The sequence below is a fragment of the Streptomyces sp. NBC_00005 genome (assembly GCF_045160215.1).
Taxonomy (GTDB): Bacteria; Actinomycetota; Actinomycetes; order Streptomycetales; family Streptomycetaceae; genus Streptomyces.
In genome coordinates this window covers 10,520,304-10,539,822 of record NZ_CP108316.1, presented here as the reverse complement: position 1 = coordinate 10,539,822, position 19,519 = coordinate 10,520,304, and the positions used below count along the sequence as shown (strand labels likewise).

Here is a 19,519-nt window from a genome sequence, read left to right as displayed (position 1 = left end):
GCCGATGAACACACACGGTGCGGCACGGCGACAGACCCGCCCTTCGAGCACGCCCCTGGCCCCGTCGGTGAACTCCTTGAGCATCCACTCCAGGTCGGCCGACATGTCGGCGACCGGTGTCCCGTACCGCGCATCACGTTCCTGCTCGCGAAGGGCATACGGCCAGCACGCTCACGCCGACACTTCGCAGACGCAGGCCGGGCAAGCTGCACGCCGACTAGGAGTGCGACTACGCTCACCTGCGGCGATGGCTGGCCAAGCGGGGTATCCGGGGCCGCATCGCTCGCAAGGGACTCGGGTCCTCGCAGCGGCTGGGGCGCCATCGCTGGGCCATCGAGCGCATCATGTGCGCCATGAGGCGCTCTGTTTGTATCCCCGGTTCAGCCGGGAGGAACTCGGAAGGCGGTTCCTGGGCCCGATGACTTACCTGGATCCGAAAGGCGAAGGGGACAAAAGCACGTCAGAAAACCAGTGACCGGGCCCAGTTGTCAGGGACGGGGTGCTGGATGGCCCGCGCGATATGGCGAGGACTGGGATCTGCTCGGGCGACCAGCACAGGGCCAATTTGGCCTCACCAGCGCCCGCAGAACGGGCTGTTGGGCGAGCTTGGCCTGCTTGGGCCGGCGCCCGCGCACGTAGGCGGCCGCGCCTGCGGACGCGGCACGGTAGTGGTCCCGGCCGCCGTTGCGGGCGATCTCGCGGGAGACGGTCGACGCTGATCTGCCCAGTCGCTTGGCCAAGCGCCGGGCCGACTCACCGGCCGCGACACCGCGGGATATCTCCTCGCGTTCGCACTGGTCAGCTGGCCAACCGACGAAATCCCGACGCCGCAATGACGAAATACCATGCCGTGGGTCTCGGCGGGCCCCGGCCGAACGCACCTCCGGCACGTCCCGTACACCCGGCCCCCTCGCGTGCCTCGGGAAGCGGCACTCGGCAAGGCAGCCGACCGTGCCCCACCATCCCAACTCAGACACCACCTCGAAACATGTGCCGAAAAATGCGAGGCCCCACCCGATCTTCGGATGGGGTGGGACCTCGCCGACTGTGCCCGAGCTACCTCAAGGGCAGGTGCTCAGGACTTGGCGGGGGGATTCACCACCGGGACGCCCAGCAGCTTCGCCACAGTGACCACCCCCGGCGCCACAACCACGGGGAGTTCATCCAACTGCGGCCAGATTCCCACGACGGGGAGCTGATCAGATTGGGGGGCGGGGGGCTGGTCAGCGGCCTGGGCGGCGGTGGGGGTGGCGGTGGGGGTGGCGACGGCGGCCAGCGCGAGAGCGCCGACGGCCAGCATTCGGTGCATCTTCATGCCGTGGGAACGATCATTGAATTGGCCGGTCACGTCCATCGCATGGGAAATTTTCACGCGTCTACGCGGCACTACCATCCGATGCAAGTCACATTTCAGCAGCTCGGAGCTTTTCATCGGTTCCGCGTGCTCGCCAACGACAAGCACACGATCGCCCTGCTCCATGCATGGCCTGAAGACAAGGAGCTCAACATGGAATACGCGATCGTCTTCCACATTTGAGACGGCAGGATCACGGTGGGCTGGGCCCTGTGGTCCGATCAGGAGGCCTGGGACGAGTACTGGTCCTTTCTGCGTGCGGAGCGTCGGGTCACCCCATCTGCGACTTGACGTGGTCAATGACCTCGTTGAACTCCTTCGTCGGCGAGAAGTCCATGTACTCGCAGTCCTCAAGGGCTTCCGGGGCGTGCCCAGGCGTCCAATAGAACGCCTGCCCCGCCTCGTAGATCTCGTCCCCGTGTTTCGTCCGCATCTTCAGTCGCCCCTTGAACAGATATCCCCAGTGGGGGCACTGGCACAGATCACCGGGCAGGCCCTTGAGAGCCGGTGCCATGTCCGTGCCCTTGGGGAATTTCACAAACGCGACAGTCATGTCGCCCCCGACTTCCTGCATGCGCAGTTCCACACCGCCGCCTTCGACCGCGACAGGAGCGTCCTTACGCGTCGTTGCCGTCATGACTCCTCCGCATCCGGTCCGCTGTGGAACCTGGGAACCCGTTCCCCTCCAGCCTGGGCCCGGCGGCTGCGGTGCGCGACATGTGAGGGCCCTGGCCGACCGGATCTCCTGAACGGCATCAATGTCCTGCGTGGCAGGACTGACCTGTGCCATGAGGTACCCAGTGAGGGACCGAGGATCAGGACCGGGGCGCTTCGCTGGCCCGTCAAATTCGTGAGGACGCCACAACTGATCGGCAGGCCCCTATCGGGACACGCCCCGCCGGCCCTGCACCGACAACACACCATCCCCAGCCAACGGCCGACACTGTGAGACCAGGACACTTCGGTCAGGCGTGTCATGAGTCAGACCCCGGACCCGGGACAGCACACCCACCCATCCTCCCGCCCGTCACAGCATCCCCACCCAGAAATACTGAGCATTACCGGCACCGGCATGTGAATCTCACCCGGCCCACGATGATGGGCTGTACTCTCCACTGCCTCCGGAGCTTCTACGCCTCACCGTTCGAAGCCGCCGCGGCCCCGGTCACGAGCAGAGTCACCAACCGCGTGAGCCGGGGGGCGAACTCGGAGGCCACCTCGCCACATGGGGCTGCCCACCATGAGCACCCCGTCCGACCGGCCCGGGACGGCCGGATACAGTGCGCGAGACGGCAGCCCGGTTGCTCAAGGAGGGGAAGCGTGACCGACACCAGCGAAACCCGATCCGCCGACAGTGCAGCGCACGCGACTCAGCAGAGCCGACTGCACCGCCTGATGCGCTACATCCCCCTGATCGCCCCCGTCCTGCTGTGGGCCGTGCCCTGCTGGCTGCTGCTGCACACCGGCCAGCACTGGCCGCTTCCCGTCACGCTGGTCGGCACCGCCCTGTTCGCCCTCGGCCTCGTCGGTATGCCGCTCGCGATGGTGCGCGGCCACGGCCGGCGCCAGCAGGACCGGGCGGCAATCGTCGGTGACACCCTGCTGGGCACCAGCTGGGTTCTGTTCACCTGGTCCGTACTGCTCGGCGTCTTCTTGCGGCTCGCCCTGACTATGGCCGGCGTCGACGAGAGTCAGGACCGGGCCCGAATCGTCACTTGGGGCGTCCTCGGCATCACCGCCGTACTCCTCGCCTGGGGGTACGCCGAAGCCCGCCGCGTGCCACGCGTGCGCCGCCTCGACGTGCAACTTCCGCGCCTGGGTGCCGGGTTGGACGGCATCCGCGTCGTCCTCATCACCGACACCCATTACGGCCCCCTCGATCGCACTCGCTGGTCGGCACGGGTCTGCGAGAGGGTGAACACCCTGGAAGCCGACCTGGTCTGCCACACCGGCGACATCGCGGACGGCACGGCCGAACGCCGCCGTGCCCAGGCCGCCCCACTCGGCACCGTGCAGGCCACCCGGGCCCGGGTCTACGTCACCGGAAACCACGAGTACTACAGCGAGGCCCAGGGCTGGGTCGACCTGATGGACGAACTGGGCTGGGAGCCGCTGCGCAACCGCCATCTGCTGCTCGAACGCGGCGGCGACACTCTCGTGGTCGCGGGCGTCGATGACGTCACCGCCGAATCCTCCGGCCTCGCCGGCCACCGCGCCCACCTCGCCGGAGCCCTGAACGGCGCCGACCCCGACCTACCCGTCCTGCTCCTGGCCCACCAGCCCAAGTTCATCGACCGGGCGGCAGCCGACGGCATCGACCTCCAACTCTCCGGCCACACCCACGGCGGCCAGATCTGGCCCTTCCACCACCTCGTCCGCATCGACCAGCCCGCCCTCGCCGGCCTCAGCCACCACGGCACCCGCACCCTCCTCTACACCAGCCGCGGCACCGGCTTCTGGGGCCCGCCCTTCCGCGTCTTCGCCCCCAGCGAGATCACCCTGCTCGTACTCCGCTCCCCGCAACGACCCCCCTCGCCGTAGCGCCAGGCGGGCCGGCGGTTCCGCCTGGAGATGCTGCAGTGCGCCGGCACCCCGAAGAAGGGCTACGCATCCTGCAACGCCCTGCGCGTCACCAGCGGCACCACCGCCTTCCAGGAAGAGCAGGCGGCGAAGAAGGGCACCGCACCCCAGGCCGTCCGGCCGAACGCCGCCGCGGACTCCCCCCACCGGCTACGGCCCCAGCGACCTGCAGTCGGCCTACGGCCTGACCTCCGCCTCCGCCTGCCCCCGTCCGGAGCCTCCCGCCGATCCGCTCCACCGCGGGCCGCACCGACGCCGGTCGGCCAAGCCACGGGGCAAGGGCTGTGACTTCTTCCACTTGCGCTGATGGCTGCAATGGCAAGGCATCACCCCCTACAGCGCTGACGGTGGACTGTGGCCACTTCGTCTCGCAGATCAGGGTTGTGTGAACTACGTATTTACGCGGCCGACCTCGATCGTGTGTGGAACGAGCCGAGGTGTACGCGATTTCGCTGGCCCTGGGAGTGCCGGAGGCGAGGGAGTCGCCGGGAGAGGCCGCTGGCGCAGGCGATCCCCTCCGCCAGGGCAGAGACCGACAGACACACGGAGCGCGCGGCGTCCAGCGGCTCCTTGCATGCCGGCCACCATGCAGGCGAAGCCGGTGCCCTGCGAACCGGCGCCGCGTCATTCCGAAGGAATGCGAAACTCGAATTCGGGGCGGTCCCACGGCACGGCGGGCGGGTTCGCGAGCGCGGTCCCGGTCCGCACTGCGCCGACGCGGTGGTAGAAGTCCTCGGCGGGACGATGCGACACGACCTTGACCCGGTCGAGCCCGGCGGCACGGGCCTCGGACTGCATGTGCGCGACGAGCAGCCGTCCAATACCCCGTCCTTGCACTTCGTCGGCGACGAACAGCAGGTCGAGCTCCGGTGGAGCGAGGACGAGCGAGTAGAACCCTAGGACCCGGCCTCCATGCTCGTCGGCGCCGACGGCTACGAAGGCGCGGTGGGCTTCGATGTAATCAGGGCCGACCCGGTAGCCCGCCACTGCGGCTGCGTACTTACCCTCGTAGGCGCCTGAGCCACGCACGAGCCGCGTGAGCCGTTTGGCATCCCGCGCGCCTGCCCTCCGTATCGTGATCGACTGGCTGAACGGGGAAGTGCGTGAACTCATCGGGAGAGTATCTCGTACCGAGGAGTGCCTTCCTGCAGCGGGTCGGCTGCCCGGGCCGGCTCTGTAACGGCTCAGGAATTCCTTACCGGTATCGCGCGGTGTGTGAGGTCCTGGGTGGTTCACCGGCCGACGAGGAGAAATCGTCAAGACCTGTGGATCAAGTCAGTTGGGCTGGTCCCGGTGTCGCAGCTGATGGCTTGCTGCGTTTCGGACGCGGCGGGTTCGTCCGCGTTCTGCCAGCAGCATGAGGGCCTTGGGTGAGGTCACGATCCGCGTGGTTGCGGCCATGCGCTGGAACCAGTCGGTTGCTCCGGTGAGCTCCTCGGCGGTCCATGGGTCGCCCAGGGCGATGGTTCTGAGCAGAGTCCACTCGCGCAGGCGGAGGGTGAGGAAGTCGCGATCCGCGATCACCTCGGTCATGGTCTGAGCCCAAGCCGTGAACCAGGGGCCGGTCAGCAAGTCGGCGGCCCGGCGGTCCAGATGGCGGCCCACCGCGCTGTCCGCCATCGTCACGTCCTGGTCGCGCAGGACGGCGGCCACCAGGCCGGCCTCATCCGCCTCGGCGACGGCCTCCAGGGCCTGCAGGTAGCGGGCGAAGCGCCGATGCTCGGCGGGCTCCTCGTCGAGGTGAGGACCGATCATGCCGCGAGCCCTTCCGGCCGCTCAACCAACCGGCCGCGCTCGAAGCGGGCACCGACCCGGACCAGGGCAACGAGGTGAGGTGCGTTGACTGAGCGCCAGCGGGCCTGCGCAGATTCGATCAGCTTGAACACCATGCTCAGCGCGGCAGCCCGGCTGCCGGCGCCCTTGGTGACCTTGGTTCGCAGCCGGACGGTGGCGAAGGTTGACTCGATGGGATTCGTGGTCCGCAGATGGATCCAGTGCTCGGCGGGAAAATCGAAGAACGCCAGGAGCTCGTCCTCGTCGTCGGTGATCCGCTTGACGACCTTGGGGTACTTCGCCCCGTACTGCTTGGCGAACGCAGCGACGGCCTTGGCGGCGTGCTCTTTGTCCTCGGCGTTGTAGATCTCCCGGATCGCGCGCTTGGCGGCGGGCTGGGCCGACTTCGGCAGAGCGTCCAGGACATTGGCGGTCTTGTGCACCCAGCACCGCTGGTGGCGGGTGTCGGGGAACACCTCGTGCAACGCGTTCCAGAAACCGATTGCGCCGTCCCCGACCGCCAGGACCGGGGCGCGCATGCCCCGGCGCGCGCAGTCCCGCAGCAGCCCTGCCCACGCTTCGGACGACTCGCGGTAGCCGTCGGTCATCGCGATCAGCTCCTTCGTGCCGTCCGCGCGCACCCCCATCAACACCAGCACGGCGGCCTTTGCCTCTTCCAGGCGGATGCGCAGGTGGACGCCGTCGGCCCAGACGTGAACGTAGTCGGTGGCGGACAGATCGCGGTCCATGAACGCCGAGTGGTCGGCCTGCCACTGGGCGGTCAGCCGGGTCACCGTCGCGGGCGAGAGGCCCGCCGAGGAGCCGAGGAACTGCTCGAGCGCGGGCATGAAATCACCGGAGGACAGGCCATGGAGGTAGAGCAGCGGCAGCACTTCGCTGATCTTCGGGGACTTGCGACACCAGGGCGGCAGGATCGCCGAGGAGAACCGCTTGCGCTCACCGGTCGCCTCATCGATCCGCCTGTCGTTCACCCGCGGGGCCCTGACCTCGACTGCTCCGGCCGCCGTGGTGACCCTCCTCGGCTGGTGGAAACCGTTGCGCACGACCAGACGCCGGCCGGTCTCGTCCCGCTGGTCTGCCAACTCCGCTATATAGGTGTTGACTTCGGCCTCCAGCGCGGCGGCCAGCATGCGCCGTGCACCTTCACGGACGATCTCGTCAATCAGGGAGCCCTTCGGGGTGGTGCCATCGGCGTTGACTACGCTGAGCACGGGCGTGCCTTCCCGACCGACGTTCGCAGCGTCGGCCTACTCGGTGACCTTCAATCGATCACTCGGGAAGGTACGCCCTTAGCGTGCCGCCCCGAGGCCGATCCACAGGTCTTGAGCATTGCTCGCCGACGAGGTCGCGGAGCGGTACGGGACGACCCGTCAGTCGCTGCACGCCTGGCGGACGCGGTTCGAGCAGGAGGGGCTGCCCGGTCTGGCGGACAGATCACTGCGTTGGCAGGCCAGCCCGAGTCGGCTGCCGGCCTCCGTTGAGGCGGCGGTCTGCGAGCTGCGGCGGCAGCATCCACGCTGGGGTGCCCGCCGTATCCGCCACGAGCTGGCTCAGCGCGATCTTCCGCAGACGCACTCCTGGGCGACCGTGCACCAGCTCGACGAGCTCGAGCACCTCGCGCCGCGCCGCAGCCGTCGGCAGCTCCGCCATCACCTCGGAGGCCAACTCCTCCACCACCACGCCGTATCGCATTGCACACCCCCTGCTCGTGATCAACTGGGGTAGCACCGTACAGGCTTGTGGACGGGTACGTGCGACCCTGTGGACAACCACCGATCTCCAGCCACGTTCCGCGGTGACGCGTGGAGCGATGTCGCCGGCACTCATGACAGCTCTTGGTGTCAGATGCCGAATGGGCCGCGCCGTGGTGTGTAGGCGGTCTGATCGGAGATGTGGTAGCGGCCGCATTCGCGGCTCCAGTCGTAGTTGCCACGGATCCACCTCTCCAAGCTGGCCAGGTAGCGGTCGACAGCAGGATCGCCATCCCGGCGCAGGTCGGCGGTGAGGCGCTGGAAACGGTGGGTCTCGGCGGTGTTGCGGGCGTTGAGGCGGTCCAGGGCCTCTTGGTGGTCGCATCCGTGGTGCTGTGCCAGGACGTTGATGAAGCAGATGGAGCCGGGCCAGCGCACTTCGCGGGGACCCGCGTGGTAGTCGTGGGTGTAGCCGATGATGCGCGAGGCGGAACGGGCCGCGGCCTGGATCTGCGGCTGAGACCAGATGCTGGTGGGCAGATCGCTGTCCTGTACCAGTGCGGACAGGACCATGCTGGTGGGGCGCATGAGCATCAGGGACTCGCGCAGCCGGTCGTATTCGTCAGGGGGCGGGATGACCCCACGAGTGTGGAACATGATCTCGCAGGCGCACGCGAGCCAGTAATCGTTGAGCCCGTCCCCGATCCGCAGAATAACCTCGTGCCCGGCGACCCCGGCGAGTTCCGCGAGGGCGTGCAGGTGCGGTTCCGCGTTCTCAGGCATGTGGTCTTGGTGGTAGACGCGCATGCAGCGCAGCACATCGTGAGCGAAGATCTCCGGTTGCCCCAGTTCCGCGGGGCGTTCGACCTGCAAATCGTCCGCTATGAACAGCCAGACCATCCATTTGGCCACCAGTGCCGCGCCGTCGACGTCGGCATACGGGGCCGCCCAGGCACCGACGCGAGCGATGCCGGAGTGGCGTGCTGCCTGCTCGTCGGTCGCGTCGGACACGTAGTCGAAGCGGCGCATCCAATCAATGACCCGGTCTTCAACCGCGTCGGGGTCCGGGTGCGGAATAGAGGGAAAGGGGCAGTACATCTCCGACAGGCTCAGCGCACTAGCCACGACGTCATTTCCTTGGCTGCGACCCCGCATCCGCATCGAAGTCGGCCAGGGCTGGATCAGGGCATCGGGACAGTTCTAATCGCCACAGCGACGAGGGTCCAGGGGCGTGCGGCGGGCATAGGAAGCACAGGGAGCGCGCATGCGCATAACATGGTCGCGCCCTCTGTGCAGCCCGCTGGCTGATACCCGGCAAGCTGCCGGAATCCCATGGCCCCATCACCAACCTCCAGCCTCGCGATACTCGCGGCCGAGCTGCGCGTCCCTGATGCAATCGCTGATGCCCCGGTGGAGAAAATCATCGAGCTGCGGACCAGATACGCCTCCGAGTTCGACCAGGGCCCCTTCCGCAGCGCTATCAACAGGCCCGTGATCTCGGTGCGTTCCCTTGCCCACAGGGGCAGCCCCTCAACGGGGCCGGGAGACGCCGTCATTACGAGAGCGCCCTCGTGTCGGCGAGCGAGCACCGTCGGCGGTGACGGCCCTTGCCCGCGGCCGGGCGGTTCTCCGTACACCGGTAACTCGTTTCGGGAGCCGGACAGGTCGGTGGTGACCGAGTCCCACAAGGAGTTGAGCCACAGCCGAGACTGCTCGACGAAGGCGGTGCCGTCGCTGGTGCTCCCTTTACCGAACAGCCGGACCAGCCCCATCGGATTGAGGTCGGTTGAACGAGGGCTCACTGCGCGCGATGACGGCTGCCAGATGACAGATGTCATGCCGAACGGTGACAACTCCACGCCCTTGCATGCCACTTCGGCACTACTAGCGACTCTGCTCCCGCCCACACACTGGACGACATGACAGAGCGAACCGTCACCTGAGCACGGAACGAGACTCCCGCACACGCATCGAGACCGCTACGCCCGGCACAGCAGCTCCGCCAGACGCCGGTCGTCCTCGACCACCAGGATCCGCATCCCCCAGCGCGACGGCCCCGCCCGTGGTGAACCTGACGACCCATCAGGAACCTTCAGCGTTCCACAACCCTGTCATGCCACCGTCATCCACGACGGCCTGCTTGCCCAAGCAGACCCCAGCCGTTTTCCACAGCGCTTGTGCCGCCGCGGAGGGGCGCAACCGCGAACGACGAGGAAACAGCAGGCCCCACCACACCAGGGAGAATCATGGCATTCCGCAAGATCGTTGCAGTCGCTCTCGCGTCACTGGCACTCGCCGGCGCCGGCCTGATGACCTCGGCATCCGCCGCCCCAACAGCTCCTACCTCACTGGCCGAGTGCCCAGTGGGATACGGATGCCTGTACAAGGGTGCCAGCTTCGACAGTCACCCCTTTACCTACTACAAGTACGGGTACTACAACCTCACGGGCGTGACGGGGACCTGGCGCGCCTACAACCACCAGACCGGCAACGCGACCATGTGGCTCTGCCAGGGGACCAACGGCACGCGCTGCACCATCGAGCTGAAGCCCGGCGGCGTGATCGACATTCGTTACATGGAGGCCTTCAAATCCATCGTGCTGCAGCCATAGCCGACTGCTCGTACCAGCAGCTTCCGGAGCCGGACGTCCCGGCCTCCGGGAGCTTCGTGCAGAGCTGCTGTCACTGGGCTGGGCGCCACGCTGGAGGAACTCACGGACACCCTCGAAGCTGCCCACGCCGCCGCCGGACCCGCTTGCGCCCCCGCAGTCGCACGCACATGCACGGCGGCGATGCTGCTGCTCACCGTCGGCAAACCGGTGACCGCGACAAGCCGGCCCGCGTGCGGCGTGTCAACCGGTCGTAACGGAAGGCGATTTGGGCCATGGACCCCACGGCCTCGCTCCGGTGATGCAGCCGTGGTGCGGCACCTCGTACAGGGAACTTCGGCAGGGGGCGCGGCCGTCCCACACTCGGCGGACGTTTCCGTTGGGGGACGTCGGGTCTGATGAGTAGCAGCCGCGCCACAGGCAACTCTGCACAGGCTGCGTCCGAGCAGGGTGTGGCCGTCGGCGGGGCGGCCGATGAGCTTTCCCGCGCCCCGGTCGGACGGGCAGATCAGCGCAGTCCTGCGAAGAGGTCGCTCTCGGGCACGGCCGCACCGGTGGCGTCCAGGACACGTACGAAGGTCTCCATGCCCATCAACTCGCCGAACCTCTCCTTGCCCATCTTGAGGAAGAAGATGTTCTCGCCCTGGCTGGCGTGCGCGGCCAACGCGTCGAACTTCTGACCGCTGAAGGCGGTGGTGTCCACCCACGTGGTGATCTCATCGTCGGGGAGGCCGATCTCGGCCATCGCGGCGGCCTCGGCAGGATCCGGCTCCGGCATGTCCTCATGAAACTCGCGCATGATTTCGCCGAACCGCTGCATCATCGAGCGGGGCATCGTGGTCCAGTACACCTTCGGTGTCAGCGTGGTCATCTCCAGCGCCGCCATCGTGATGCGGTGGGCCTGGATGTGGTCGGGGTGGCCGTAGAAGCCGTTCTCGTCGTAGGTGACGACCACATCAGGTCGGTAGTGCCGCATCAGTTCCGCGAGGCGGGCCGCGCCTTCCTCCACGGGCGTCTGCCAGAAGGATCCGGGGGTGTCGTTGCTCGGCCAGCCCATCATTCCGGAGTCGGCATAGTCCAGCATCTCGAGATCGCTGACCTTCAGGACGTCACAGCTCGCCTCGAGTTCTTGACGGCGCATCAAGGCGACCGCCGCCGGATCGTGCCCGGGATCGCCCGGCTTGACACCCCCCGGTCCGTCACCGCAACCGCCGTCGGTACACGTCACGAGAACCGTGCGGATGCCTTCCGCCGCGTACTGCGCGAGGACCCCTCCGGTTCCGGTGGCCTCGTCGTCGGGGTGGGCGTGCACCGCCATGAGCGTCAAGGGCCGGTCAGTCATGAAGCAGTCCTCCTGCAGAAACACGTCTTGGTCAAAGTAGCCCGGCGGGCGTACCGCGATCCCGAGGCCCGGATCCTGTCGCGGCGGATGACCTCGTGGTCTCCGTGATCCCCGCCCGTGCGGCGCCGGTCCCTCGGTCGATGCAACAGTGCCGGACGGGCCGGCTGTTCCCGGCCTTGCGCCGAGGGGCGGCCGCCAGGCCCTGGTGCGTACTCATGCTGTCGCGCTACAGATCGAGAACCGCGCGGAGTGCGTTGTCGATGAGCGTTTGCTGCTCGGGGCCTACGTTGCCGTGCAGAGTGGCGGTCTCGAAGCGGGCCGTGGAGAGCTGGATCAGGTTGACGGCGACCACCGAGGCGTCGACCGGGGAGGTGAGCCGAACGCTCATCGCCGTGTCCGGGTGTCTGGCCGGGGCGTGAAGCACCAGGGCGACCAGCGCACCATACGCCTCCGCAAGTCCGTCGAGACTGACGACGAGCACGGTACGAACCCCCTTGCCGGTGTCGACGTCGAAGACATCGCCCTTTCGGATCGTCACAGGGCGTCGCCCTCGCCATCGAGGTCGAGGGGTTCGATCGTGGCCAGCTTGTGGCCGGCATCGAGCGTCATCTGCCGACGCACCGCTTTGAGGATGTAGTCGTTCAGCGACGAAGCATCGGCCGCGGCATCGCGGAGCTGCTTGTCCATGGCATCGGGGATTCGCAACGTGATGGCAGTCATGACACCAAATCTAGTGGCTTGGATGCCATCATTGCACCCCTGCCGTCCAGCAGGATGAAGTAACGCTGCTCGCGTGCAGTTCAATCAGCTGGTGGGGGCAGGGTTGCGCCGAGCACGGCGCGGGTCCACAACAACGGAGATCAGCCGGCCGGCACAACAGGACGCTCAGGTGTGCGGCCACCAGCGACAGCCGTAACAAGGTCAGCAAAACCCACGGGATAGACCGTCTCGTGGGTGGTGCGCAGCTCACCGACCGTCCACCAGCGGTGATCACGGATGGTGTCCGGCTGAGTGGCCCGGGCCGGATCGACATCGGCGGGAGAAACATGAGCGAGGAAGACCGCTCGACCTGACTCACTTCGCGCCCGCCCACCATGTGGTCCTTGCTGCGCTCCGCGAGCTGCCCGCCGAGTTCGGCCTTGTTCTCGGCGATGCCGAGTTCTTCGTTCAGTTCGCGGAGCGTCGCTGTGGCGTGGTCCTCTCCTTCCCGTCCGACATCTCCCAGACGCCAGGCGGCCCGCGCTGCGCCATCCGCAAGGACTTCGTGTACGGCGAGACGTCACCGTCGCCGATGGGACGATCTCGACCGCGGACCTGCTGCGCTACGCAGCGCGCGGAGCCTCGACCTCCGTCTGGAGCACTCCCCCGCGACAGCGCACCGTAGGGCGCCCGATCGTGGACCCATGGCAGAAGACACCACCACCCTCGCCGAACAGACCCCTCCCCCCGTCCGCGACTGGCCCGACGTAGGGGTGCAGGGGACCGAGTTCGACCCGGTGCTCGCGGAGCTGATGAAGGAAGGGCCGCTGACGCGGATCCGGCTTCCGCACGGCGAGGAGGAGTGGGCGTGGCTGGCGACACGGTACGACGACGTGAAGATGATCACGAACGATCCGCGGTTCAGCCGTAAGGAGGCCTCCGTACGGCAGTTCACCCGGCTGGCGCCGCACTTCGCGCCGCGGCCCGGGGCGCTGGCGTGGGCCGATCAGCCGGACCACAACCGGCTGCGCCGCGCCGCCTCGACCGCGTACACCGTGGGCGCGGTGAAGCGGCTGCGCCCCCGCGCCAAGAAGATGCTCGATGAGCTCGTCGACGCCATGGTGCAGGACGGGCCGCCCGCCGATCTGATCGAGCGGGTCCTCGAGCCCTTCCCGATTTCCGTCGTCTGCGAAGTCATGGGCGTACCTGCGGACGAGCGGCAGAAGGTGCACGACTGGACGCGGGAGATCATCTCCACCGCGGGCGGCGCCGAGGCCTCCGAGCGCGCCAAGAAGGGCCTGTTCGGCTGGATCGCGCAGGCCATCCGCGACCGGCAGGACGGCGACGGGGACGATGTCCTGTCGTTGCTCGGCGGCGCGGTGCGCAGCGGTGAGCTCAAAGAGGAGGAGGCGATCAGCGTCGCCGGCCCGCTCCAGATCGGCGGCGAGGCGCTCACCAACAACAGCGGCCAGATGTTCTACCTCCTGATGACCCGGCCCGAGCTGATGGACCGCGTGCGCAACGACACCGCGTCCCGCCCCGCCGTCATCGACGAACTCCTGCGTTACATCCCCCACCGCACCGCCGTGGGCCTGCCCCGCGTCGCTCTGGAGGACGTCGAGATCGGCGGCGTCCGGGTCCGCGCGGGCGATCCCGTCTACGTCTCCTACCTGGCCGCCAACCGCGATCCGGACGTCTTCACCGACCCCGACCGGATCGACGTCGACCGGGACGCCGCAGCACACATGGCTTTCGGCAGCGGCCCGCACTACTGCACGGGCGCCGTCCTGTGCCGTATGCAGATCGAGCTGCTGATCGACACCCTCCTGGAGCGCTGCCCGGATCTCCACCTCGCCGTACCCGCCGACCGGGTCCCCTTCCGGCAGCGCACGATGATCCGCGGCCCCATCTCCCTGCCGGTCGCCTGGTGACCGCGCCTTCCGACCGGACGCCAGGCCCTCCCGCGCCGCCCCGTACGCCGACTTCGTCACGAGCCCCTCGCCCACCAGCGCCGCCGCACCCCGGCCCGTGAAGACGCCAGACACCCACGTGTCGAAACTCTGCGGGGCAAACCGCAGCCTGTCGGGCCCCGGCCGTCATCGGCCCGCGCCGTGCCCCGCCGGCTCCTGACTCACCCGACCCCCGGCATCGGCGGTCACGGCGCGCTCCTGACGGCTGTGCCGGGTTCACGCTGGGCACCGACATGGCGCGGGCCTGGTGGGCATGGAACCGGCCCGAACAGACCGCACGCGCCCTGCTGGACGCCTACCGGGCCAGCCCCGGCGAGGTCACAGACGGCCCGCAATCCGCAGAATCGTCACCGAACTGCCCCAACGGCACCCGCATACGGCCGGCGTACGCGAACTGCACCCCGCCGTGGCTCAATCCAGCTGACAGTCGCACTCCCGGCGGGCATTTCGCCGACTCCCGGGACTTCTGGAACGCGGTCGGCGTCGGGGTGCCCGCCTGCTACCAGCAGTTTCCGACCTGCGCCCACGTCGCCGAGATCGGCTGCCCGCGCTCGTGGAGCGGTCCCTGGGCTGTGCGGCCGTGCCGGTGGCGCGCCCGCCGCTGGGGCCGGTCGATCCGGTGTACCGGCACAACGCGGTGCCTGGCCGACCGGGAACCGGCACCCGCGGCACAACGGCGGGCAGCAGTAGGTTGCGGCGTTACAGGAGGCATTCGCCGAGCGCACGCGGTGCGAGGATGCTCCTATGGCTGTCAAGCCGCGGGAGTCAGGTCGATTTGAGTGACTGGTTCGCTTGGTGTGCTGGTCAGGGCGCGGTAGACCTCTCGGGCGACGAACCGCTTGAGGCAACGCATGATGTCCTTCTTGGACAGCCCCTGGTTGGTGCGGCGTTCGACGTAGGCGCGGGTGCGTTCGTCGTAGCGCATGCGGGTGAGCACGATGGTGTGCAGGGCGTTGTTCACGGCCCGGTCGCCGCCGCGGTTGAGGCGATGGCGGTGGGTGCGGCCGGAGGAAGCCGGAATCGGCGCAACGCCGGCCAGGTGCGCGAACGCGCCCTCGGACCGCATCTGTTCGGGGTTGTCCCCGGCCGAGGCCAGCAGCTGGCCGGCGGTCTCGGGGCCGACACCGAACAGCTCCAGCAGCGCGGGGGCGGCCTGCTTGACCAGCGGGCCGATCTCGGCGTCCAGCTCGGTGATCTCCTCGTCCAACGCCTGGTGATGGCGGGCGAGGCGCCGCAGCGAGGCCCGGGTCGCCGCCGGCGGGCGGGACAGGTCCCCGCCCGGCCGCAGCCGGGCCAGGGTGCGTATCAATACGGCTTTCTCCAGTTCGGCGACCTGCTCGCGCAGCATCGCGGGGGCCGAGACGAGCAGGTTGCGGATCTGGTTCATCGCCTGGGTGCGGGCCTTGACGGCGCTGCGGCGGGCGGTCCGCAGCACCCGGACCGCCTCGACCACGCCGTCCCGGCTCTTGGGGATGCCGGTTGCCCGCCCGGACAGCACCGCCGTCGCGGCCGCATAGGCGTCGATCGGGTCGGACTTGCCCTTCATCCGCCGCGTCTTGCGATCCGGCCGGTCCATATCGATGACGGTGATCCCGGCCGCCGTCAGCACCCGGGCGAGTTCGGCGCCGTAGGCGCCGGTGCCCTCGACCCCGACCGCGGTGAGCACGCCGTGCGAACGCATCCACTCCAGCAGGTCCCGGTAGCCGCGGATGGTGGCGGGGAACTCTCGGTCGGCCAGGTGTCGGCCCACCGCGTCGATCACGGCCGCGTGATGGGTCAGGCCGTGGGTGTCGACTCCGCCGGTGATCTGCCGTGCCGTCGTGCGTCATGCTGGTCATGTCCGTCCTTGCGTATCCGTTCCGAGGGCGGCACGCGCCGGTCGGGCGGGTGGACAAGACAGTGACGGGGCTTCTGGACCAAGCTCCTATAAGGTCACAAACGCCCGTCCGGCCGCGTGCGTGGTGACGCCCGGCGGGCCGACAAATCCCAAACAGGACAGTCGAGACGTCAGTCAGTCGGCGAGTCAGACCCACCCGCAGCGTCACCACGTCACATCCTCACTGTCAGTCGAGGTTGTTGCCCCAGAGGGACGTGTCGTCGCTCTTGAGACTGGGAATCCCGCCGTAGGTTCCGCCGTCCGCGGTCACCAGCGGTGCGGACAGCTGGTCCTCCAGCACACCGTCGCGGACTCGGACGATCGTGCTGTCGTGGTCGGTCTTGCCGGGCTTGAACGTCTTGCCGTCGATCGCCGCCTTCAGGTAATAGAGGGCGTACTTGGCGTAGAGGTCAGCGGGCTGGGAGACCGTGGCGTCGATCTTGCCCTCGGCGATGTCCTTGAGCTCCCGGGGGACGCCGTCGTTGGAGACCACGAACACATGCTTCTTGTCCTTCGGGCCGACCAGCAGACCCTGCTCCTTGAGCACATGCAGGGTGCCGGAGAGCGCGAAGCTGGCCTGCATGTAGATGCCCTTGATATCAGGGTGGGCGGTGAGATCCGTCTGCAGCTTCTGCGCCGCGACCGCCCCGTCCCAGTTGGTCTCCTCCCCGAAGACCTTGATCTTGGGATAGTTCTCCTTCATGCACTCGTTGAACCCCTCGGTGCGGTCCCGGCCATTGATCGAGGCAAGGTCGCCCTGGAGCATGACGACCTTGCCCTTGCCGCCGAGCTTGGTGCCGAGGAACCGACATGCTTTCTCTCCGTACGCGCGGTTGTCGGCGCGCACTACCATGTAGACGTCGCCGGTGTCGGGACGGGTATCCAGGGTGACCACGGGGATCTTTTGCGCGGCCAGCTGCTGGAAGGTGGGCGCGATCACGGCGGTGTTCTGCGGGGCCATCGCTACCCCCTTCACCTCCTGGATGATGAAGGTCTGTGCGTTGGCGGCGAGTTTGGCGACGTCGTTCTGCGAGTCAGTGGTCTTCAGCTCCAGACCGAGCTCCTTGGCAAACCGCGGGGTGTACTTGATGTACGCCTTCCAGAAGTCGGTGTCGGAGCGGGGGTAGTCGACGCCCACCACCGGGGCGCCGTCCGCGTCGCCCCCCGAGTCGGCACCGGAGCCGCCGCAGGCGCTGAGCGCGGTGACGGCGAGGCCGGTGAGGGTGCCGAGGCCGAGATTTCTGAGGCATCGGGTCTTCACGGCTGGTTCTCCTTGCCGACGGTTTCGTGCGGGAGGTCAGGCGCGGGGCCGGATGCGTGGTCCGTGCATGCCGCCGTCGACGGCGAGATCAGGACCTGTGGTGGAACCGGAGAGCGGGCTCGCGAGGTACGCGAGGGCGCCGGCGACGTCGTCGGTGGTGACACGTCGGTCCATCGGCTGGCGGGCGCCATTCGTCGTCGGGTGTTGCCCTCGATGGAGCCCTGGGCGCCGATACCGGCGTTGTCGATCAGGATGTCGATGCCACCGAGCCGCCGCGCGGCATCCTCGACCGCCGCCCCTACGGTCACGTCGTCGGGCTTGAGGCCGAGACAGGCGACACGGGCCCCGTGGGCGGCGATCAGCCGCGCCGTGGCCAGTCCGGTACCTGATGCGCCACCGGTCACTACTGCCATCAGCCCGGCATACTCCGACGCGCCCATGTTGTTGCCTCCGTTTTCCACACTAGGCCGTCGGGGCGGCGATGAGCGATCAACGATGCCGGTTGGAGTTCGGCGCTGATGCCGGGCGGTCCGGGGTCAACTACCCGGCGCTGAAGGCGCCGGGTTTGCACAACGGGCGTCACTGGGTGTGATGCTGCGTTTGCGTCCAGCCCCCCGGCTGTTGTCGGGGTGGGGCGGGGGCCGTTGACTCGGCCCCGCGTCGCCACAACTCCCACGCACGGGCGCGGATGTTGCGGGAGCCTCCCCCACTCTCGACTTCGCTCGAGCGGGAGGTGCCCCCATCGGTCTGCGTGATCAACGAATCCGCAGGACCGGCACGCGAACCAGGCCTGGGAGACCCGGTTCGCCCTGTCGATGTGCCCGCATTCGGCGCAGGTACGGGAGGTGTACGCGGGATCGACGTGCACCACCGACCCCAAGACCGCGAAGCATGTGGTGGCCGAGGCAAAACGCACTGGTCGCGGACTCGCCCTGGAGGACCTGATGGGGATCCGCGAGCGGGTACGGCTGCGCAAGCCCCAACGGGCCACCCACGCCGGCTGGGCCTTCGCCCAGCTCGGAAGCTTCATCGCCTACAAGGCCCGCCGAGCAGGGGTGCCGGTGTCCCGCGCCCGCCTGGCCTCCTTGCGCCTGCGCTTCTTCAACCGGTGCCTGACGGACGGGGTGTTCTCCCTCTGCAGCGTGGTGCGCAACTGTCGTTCACGGCCTCGGCTGCGGTTGAGCCGGCGTCCGGCCAGGATCTCGCCGTCCGAGGTGGTGGCGATGTTCACGATGCCCAGGTCGATCCCGAGGAAGTCCACCGGATCGGCGTTCGGCTCGGCTTCGGGGACTTCGCAGGTGGCGTTCAAAAACCACATGGCGTCCCGCTCCAGCAGGTCCGATTCGCCCCGGCGGTACAGGGCCGGCGTGGCCAGCTGCTCGACCGAGGCGGTGAACGCCACGTTCTTGACCCGCCCGCCGGTGGTCCAGATCGACACGTCCGGTCCGGGATCTGCCAGGACAGCATGCGGTCGTCGTAGGGCTGCGCGCCCCGGGGCCGGAAGGCGATCGGCTTCTCACTCGCCCGGCGGTAGCGCCTCGAGCCGGGCCGGGCCAGGTTTCCGGCCTTCAGGTTCGCCCTCAGCGTGGTGTACGCGTCGCACGTCCTCTTGATGACGTGCTGGGCTGCGCGCGCCCAGGCCCCAGCGGGACTTGACCTCGCCGTAGACGCGCCTGCGCAGGCCGGTGTTCTTGAACTCCCCGCACTCGAAGGCCACCTCACTCACCCAGTCGGCGGCCTCGTTGCAGGCGCGCAGGGTCGCCTCGAGTGCCGCCGCCTGCACCGGCGTCGGCAACGGCTTGACCTGCACCACCAGCTTCACCAGCACCGAACCTACACACCTGCACGAGACGGCACCCCACGTTCGAAATCGATCACCCGAACGAGTGAGATGCATGGCAGTGCGTCGACGCCTTGACCGGACGAGAGACCCGGCCGCTCCGCGGCGAGCAGACATCATGACGCTGTGGCGCTCCGGCCTGCCCGGCCACCGAAGAACAGGCACATGGCCGGGACGAAGTACACCACGACCTGGGCCGGGAGCAGTTGCACACATTTCTCACGGCGCCCGGCCCTGTCCATGACCTCGTCGACCAGTCCTCTGGGGACCCGTTCCGTGAGCACTCCGATCGCCACGTGATCAGTCAACTTGCCATCAGCTACGGCTCGTTGACGCTGCAAACCCCCACCCGCCATATCCAGCAGCCCAGCCCGCCCGGCCCCGCCAACTAACCGCTCCTTCCGTACGGCTGAGCAGGCCGACAAAGGAGGCCGGGGCCGGTCGCGCCCAGCGGCACCAAAGACGCTTGTGCCACAACCGGCGTGGACCCACAGGACCCACCG

Annotated in this window: 21 protein-coding genes and 3 pseudogenes; 7 read left to right on the top strand and 17 right to left on the bottom strand. The window is 68.2% G+C overall.

Annotated features, from left to right (window positions below; all coding sequences use genetic code 11):
* Window positions 1-188: 188 nt before the first annotated feature.
* A pseudogene (locus tag OG303_RS48200) lies at window positions 189-341 on the top strand (IS5/IS1182 family transposase); the annotation flags it as partial.
* Window positions 342-488: 147 nt separating this feature from the next.
* On the opposite strand, the gene OG303_RS48195 reads toward OG303_RS48200, so the two are convergent.
* Both OG303_RS48195 and OG303_RS48190 read right to left on the bottom strand, forming a co-directional pair.
* Window positions 489-881 carry a helix-turn-helix domain-containing protein gene (locus OG303_RS48195; RefSeq protein ID WP_405877847.1) on the bottom strand — a complete coding sequence of 131 codons (393 nt, stop codon included), beginning with the start codon at window positions 879-881 and terminating at the stop codon, window positions 489-491.
* A 194-nt stretch (window positions 882-1,075) separates the two neighbouring features.
* Window positions 1,076-1,315 (bottom strand): hypothetical protein, encoded by a 240-nt coding sequence (locus OG303_RS48190; RefSeq protein WP_405876387.1) that lies wholly within the window; start codon window positions 1,313-1,315, stop codon window positions 1,076-1,078.
* 3 nt (window positions 1,316-1,318) lie between these two features.
* On the opposite strand from OG303_RS48190, the gene OG303_RS48185 reads away from it, so the two are divergent.
* Complete coding sequence (locus tag OG303_RS48185; RefSeq protein WP_405876386.1) at window positions 1,319-1,537, top strand: hypothetical protein; 219 nt, start codon at window positions 1,319-1,321, stop codon at window positions 1,535-1,537.
* Window positions 1,538-1,625: 88 nt separating this feature from the next.
* On the opposite strand, the gene OG303_RS48180 is transcribed toward OG303_RS48185, so the two are convergent.
* Window positions 1,626-1,991: a hypothetical protein gene (locus OG303_RS48180; protein ID WP_405876385.1), complete on the bottom strand. Its 366-nt coding sequence runs from the start codon at window positions 1,989-1,991 to the stop codon at window positions 1,626-1,628.
* A gap of 683 nt (window positions 1,992-2,674) precedes the next feature.
* Here OG303_RS48180 and OG303_RS48175 point away from each other — a divergent pair.
* A complete protein-coding gene (locus tag OG303_RS48175; RefSeq protein ID WP_405876384.1) occupies window positions 2,675-3,895 on the top strand; it encodes a metallophosphoesterase in 1,221 nt (406 codons plus the stop codon).
* Between the two features lie 663 nt (window positions 3,896-4,558).
* Here the strand turns inward: OG303_RS48175 and OG303_RS48170 are convergent.
* From OG303_RS48170 to OG303_RS48160, 3 genes are all read right to left on the bottom strand, one after another.
* Entirely contained in the window at window positions 4,559-5,047 is a 489-nt protein-coding gene (locus OG303_RS48170) for a GNAT family N-acetyltransferase (protein WP_405876383.1), read from the bottom strand.
* 162 nt (window positions 5,048-5,209) lie between these two features.
* Window positions 5,210-5,689 carry a hypothetical protein gene (locus tag OG303_RS48165; RefSeq protein ID WP_405876382.1) on the bottom strand — a complete coding sequence of 160 codons (480 nt, stop codon included), beginning with the start codon at window positions 5,687-5,689 and terminating at the stop codon, window positions 5,210-5,212.
* Window positions 5,686-6,939: an IS256 family transposase gene (locus tag OG303_RS48160; RefSeq protein WP_405876381.1), complete on the bottom strand. Its 1,254-nt coding sequence runs from the start codon at window positions 6,937-6,939 to the stop codon at window positions 5,686-5,688. Before OG303_RS48160 ends, OG303_RS48165 begins: the two co-directional genes overlap by 4 nt.
* A gap of 118 nt (window positions 6,940-7,057) precedes the next feature.
* Between OG303_RS48160 and OG303_RS48155 the strand changes: the two genes are divergently transcribed.
* A complete protein-coding gene (locus tag OG303_RS48155) occupies window positions 7,058-7,453 on the top strand; it encodes a helix-turn-helix domain-containing protein (protein ID WP_405876380.1) in 396 nt (131 codons plus the stop codon).
* 116 nt (window positions 7,454-7,569) lie between these two features.
* On the opposite strand, the gene OG303_RS48150 is transcribed toward OG303_RS48155, so the two are convergent.
* A complete protein-coding gene (locus OG303_RS48150; protein WP_405876379.1) occupies window positions 7,570-8,544 on the bottom strand; it encodes a hypothetical protein in 975 nt (324 codons plus the stop codon).
* 1,121 nt (window positions 8,545-9,665) lie between these two features.
* Here OG303_RS48150 and OG303_RS48145 point away from each other — a divergent pair.
* Window positions 9,666-10,031 carry a hypothetical protein gene (locus OG303_RS48145; RefSeq protein WP_405876378.1) on the top strand — a complete coding sequence of 122 codons (366 nt, stop codon included), beginning with the start codon at window positions 9,666-9,668 and terminating at the stop codon, window positions 10,029-10,031.
* A 505-nt stretch (window positions 10,032-10,536) separates the two neighbouring features.
* Here the strand turns inward: OG303_RS48145 and OG303_RS48140 are convergent.
* The 3 genes from OG303_RS48140 to OG303_RS48130 all read right to left on the bottom strand — a co-directional run bounded on the left by OG303_RS48140 (window position 10,537) and on the right by OG303_RS48130 (window position 12,090).
* Window positions 10,537-11,370 carry a PIG-L family deacetylase gene (locus tag OG303_RS48140; protein WP_405876377.1) on the bottom strand — a complete coding sequence of 278 codons (834 nt, stop codon included), beginning with the start codon at window positions 11,368-11,370 and terminating at the stop codon, window positions 10,537-10,539.
* Window positions 11,371-11,596: 226 nt separating this feature from the next.
* Window positions 11,597-11,908: a hypothetical protein gene (locus OG303_RS48135; protein WP_405876376.1), complete on the bottom strand. Its 312-nt coding sequence runs from the start codon at window positions 11,906-11,908 to the stop codon at window positions 11,597-11,599.
* On the bottom strand, window positions 11,905-12,090 hold the full coding sequence (locus tag OG303_RS48130) for a hypothetical protein (protein ID WP_405876375.1): 186 nt from the start codon (window positions 12,088-12,090) through the stop codon (window positions 11,905-11,907). Before OG303_RS48130 ends, OG303_RS48135 begins: the two co-directional genes overlap by 4 nt.
* Window positions 12,091-12,773: 683 nt before the next feature.
* Here OG303_RS48130 and OG303_RS48125 point away from each other — a divergent pair.
* Window positions 12,774-14,000, top strand: coding sequence for a cytochrome P450 (locus tag OG303_RS48125; protein ID WP_405876374.1), 1,227 nt, complete (start codon window positions 12,774-12,776; stop codon window positions 13,998-14,000).
* Window positions 14,001-14,790: 790 nt separating this feature from the next.
* Here the strand turns inward: OG303_RS48125 and OG303_RS48120 are convergent.
* From OG303_RS48120 to OG303_RS48105, 4 genes and pseudogenes are all read right to left on the bottom strand, one after another.
* Window positions 14,791-15,846, bottom strand: coding sequence for an IS110 family transposase (locus tag OG303_RS48120; protein WP_405877845.1), 1,056 nt, complete (start codon window positions 15,844-15,846; stop codon window positions 14,791-14,793).
* A gap of 256 nt (window positions 15,847-16,102) precedes the next feature.
* Entirely contained in the window at window positions 16,103-17,176 is a 1,074-nt protein-coding gene (locus tag OG303_RS48115) for a sugar ABC transporter substrate-binding protein (RefSeq protein ID WP_405876373.1), read from the bottom strand.
* 36 nt (window positions 17,177-17,212) lie between these two features.
* A pseudogene (locus tag OG303_RS48110) lies at window positions 17,213-17,616 on the bottom strand (SDR family oxidoreductase).
* Entirely contained in the window at window positions 17,589-18,044 is a 456-nt protein-coding gene (locus OG303_RS48105; protein ID WP_405877843.1) for a zinc ribbon domain-containing protein, read from the bottom strand. Before OG303_RS48105 ends, OG303_RS48110 begins: the two are co-directional and overlap by 28 nt.
* Here OG303_RS48105 and OG303_RS48100 point away from each other — a divergent pair.
* Window positions 17,992-18,183 (top strand): annotated as a pseudogene (locus OG303_RS48100) (hypothetical protein); the annotation flags it as partial. The gene OG303_RS48105 and the pseudogene OG303_RS48100 sit on opposite strands and share 53 nt — an antisense overlap.
* Before the next feature lie 26 nt (window positions 18,184-18,209).
* Here the strand turns inward: OG303_RS48100 and OG303_RS48095 are convergent.
* The 3 genes from OG303_RS48095 to OG303_RS48085 form a co-directional block, all read right to left on the bottom strand.
* The gene (locus OG303_RS48095) at window positions 18,210-18,614 is read right to left on the bottom strand and encodes a transposase (RefSeq protein ID WP_405876372.1); all 405 of its coding nucleotides are present in this window, start codon (window positions 18,612-18,614) and stop codon (window positions 18,210-18,212) included.
* A 78-nt stretch (window positions 18,615-18,692) separates the two neighbouring features.
* Entirely contained in the window at window positions 18,693-19,004 is a 312-nt protein-coding gene (locus tag OG303_RS48090) for a hypothetical protein (protein ID WP_405876371.1), read from the bottom strand.
* A 128-nt stretch (window positions 19,005-19,132) separates the two neighbouring features.
* Window positions 19,133-19,372, bottom strand: coding sequence for a transposase domain-containing protein (locus OG303_RS48085; protein WP_405876370.1), 240 nt, complete (start codon window positions 19,370-19,372; stop codon window positions 19,133-19,135).
* Between the last annotated feature and the right edge of the window lie 147 nt (window positions 19,373-19,519).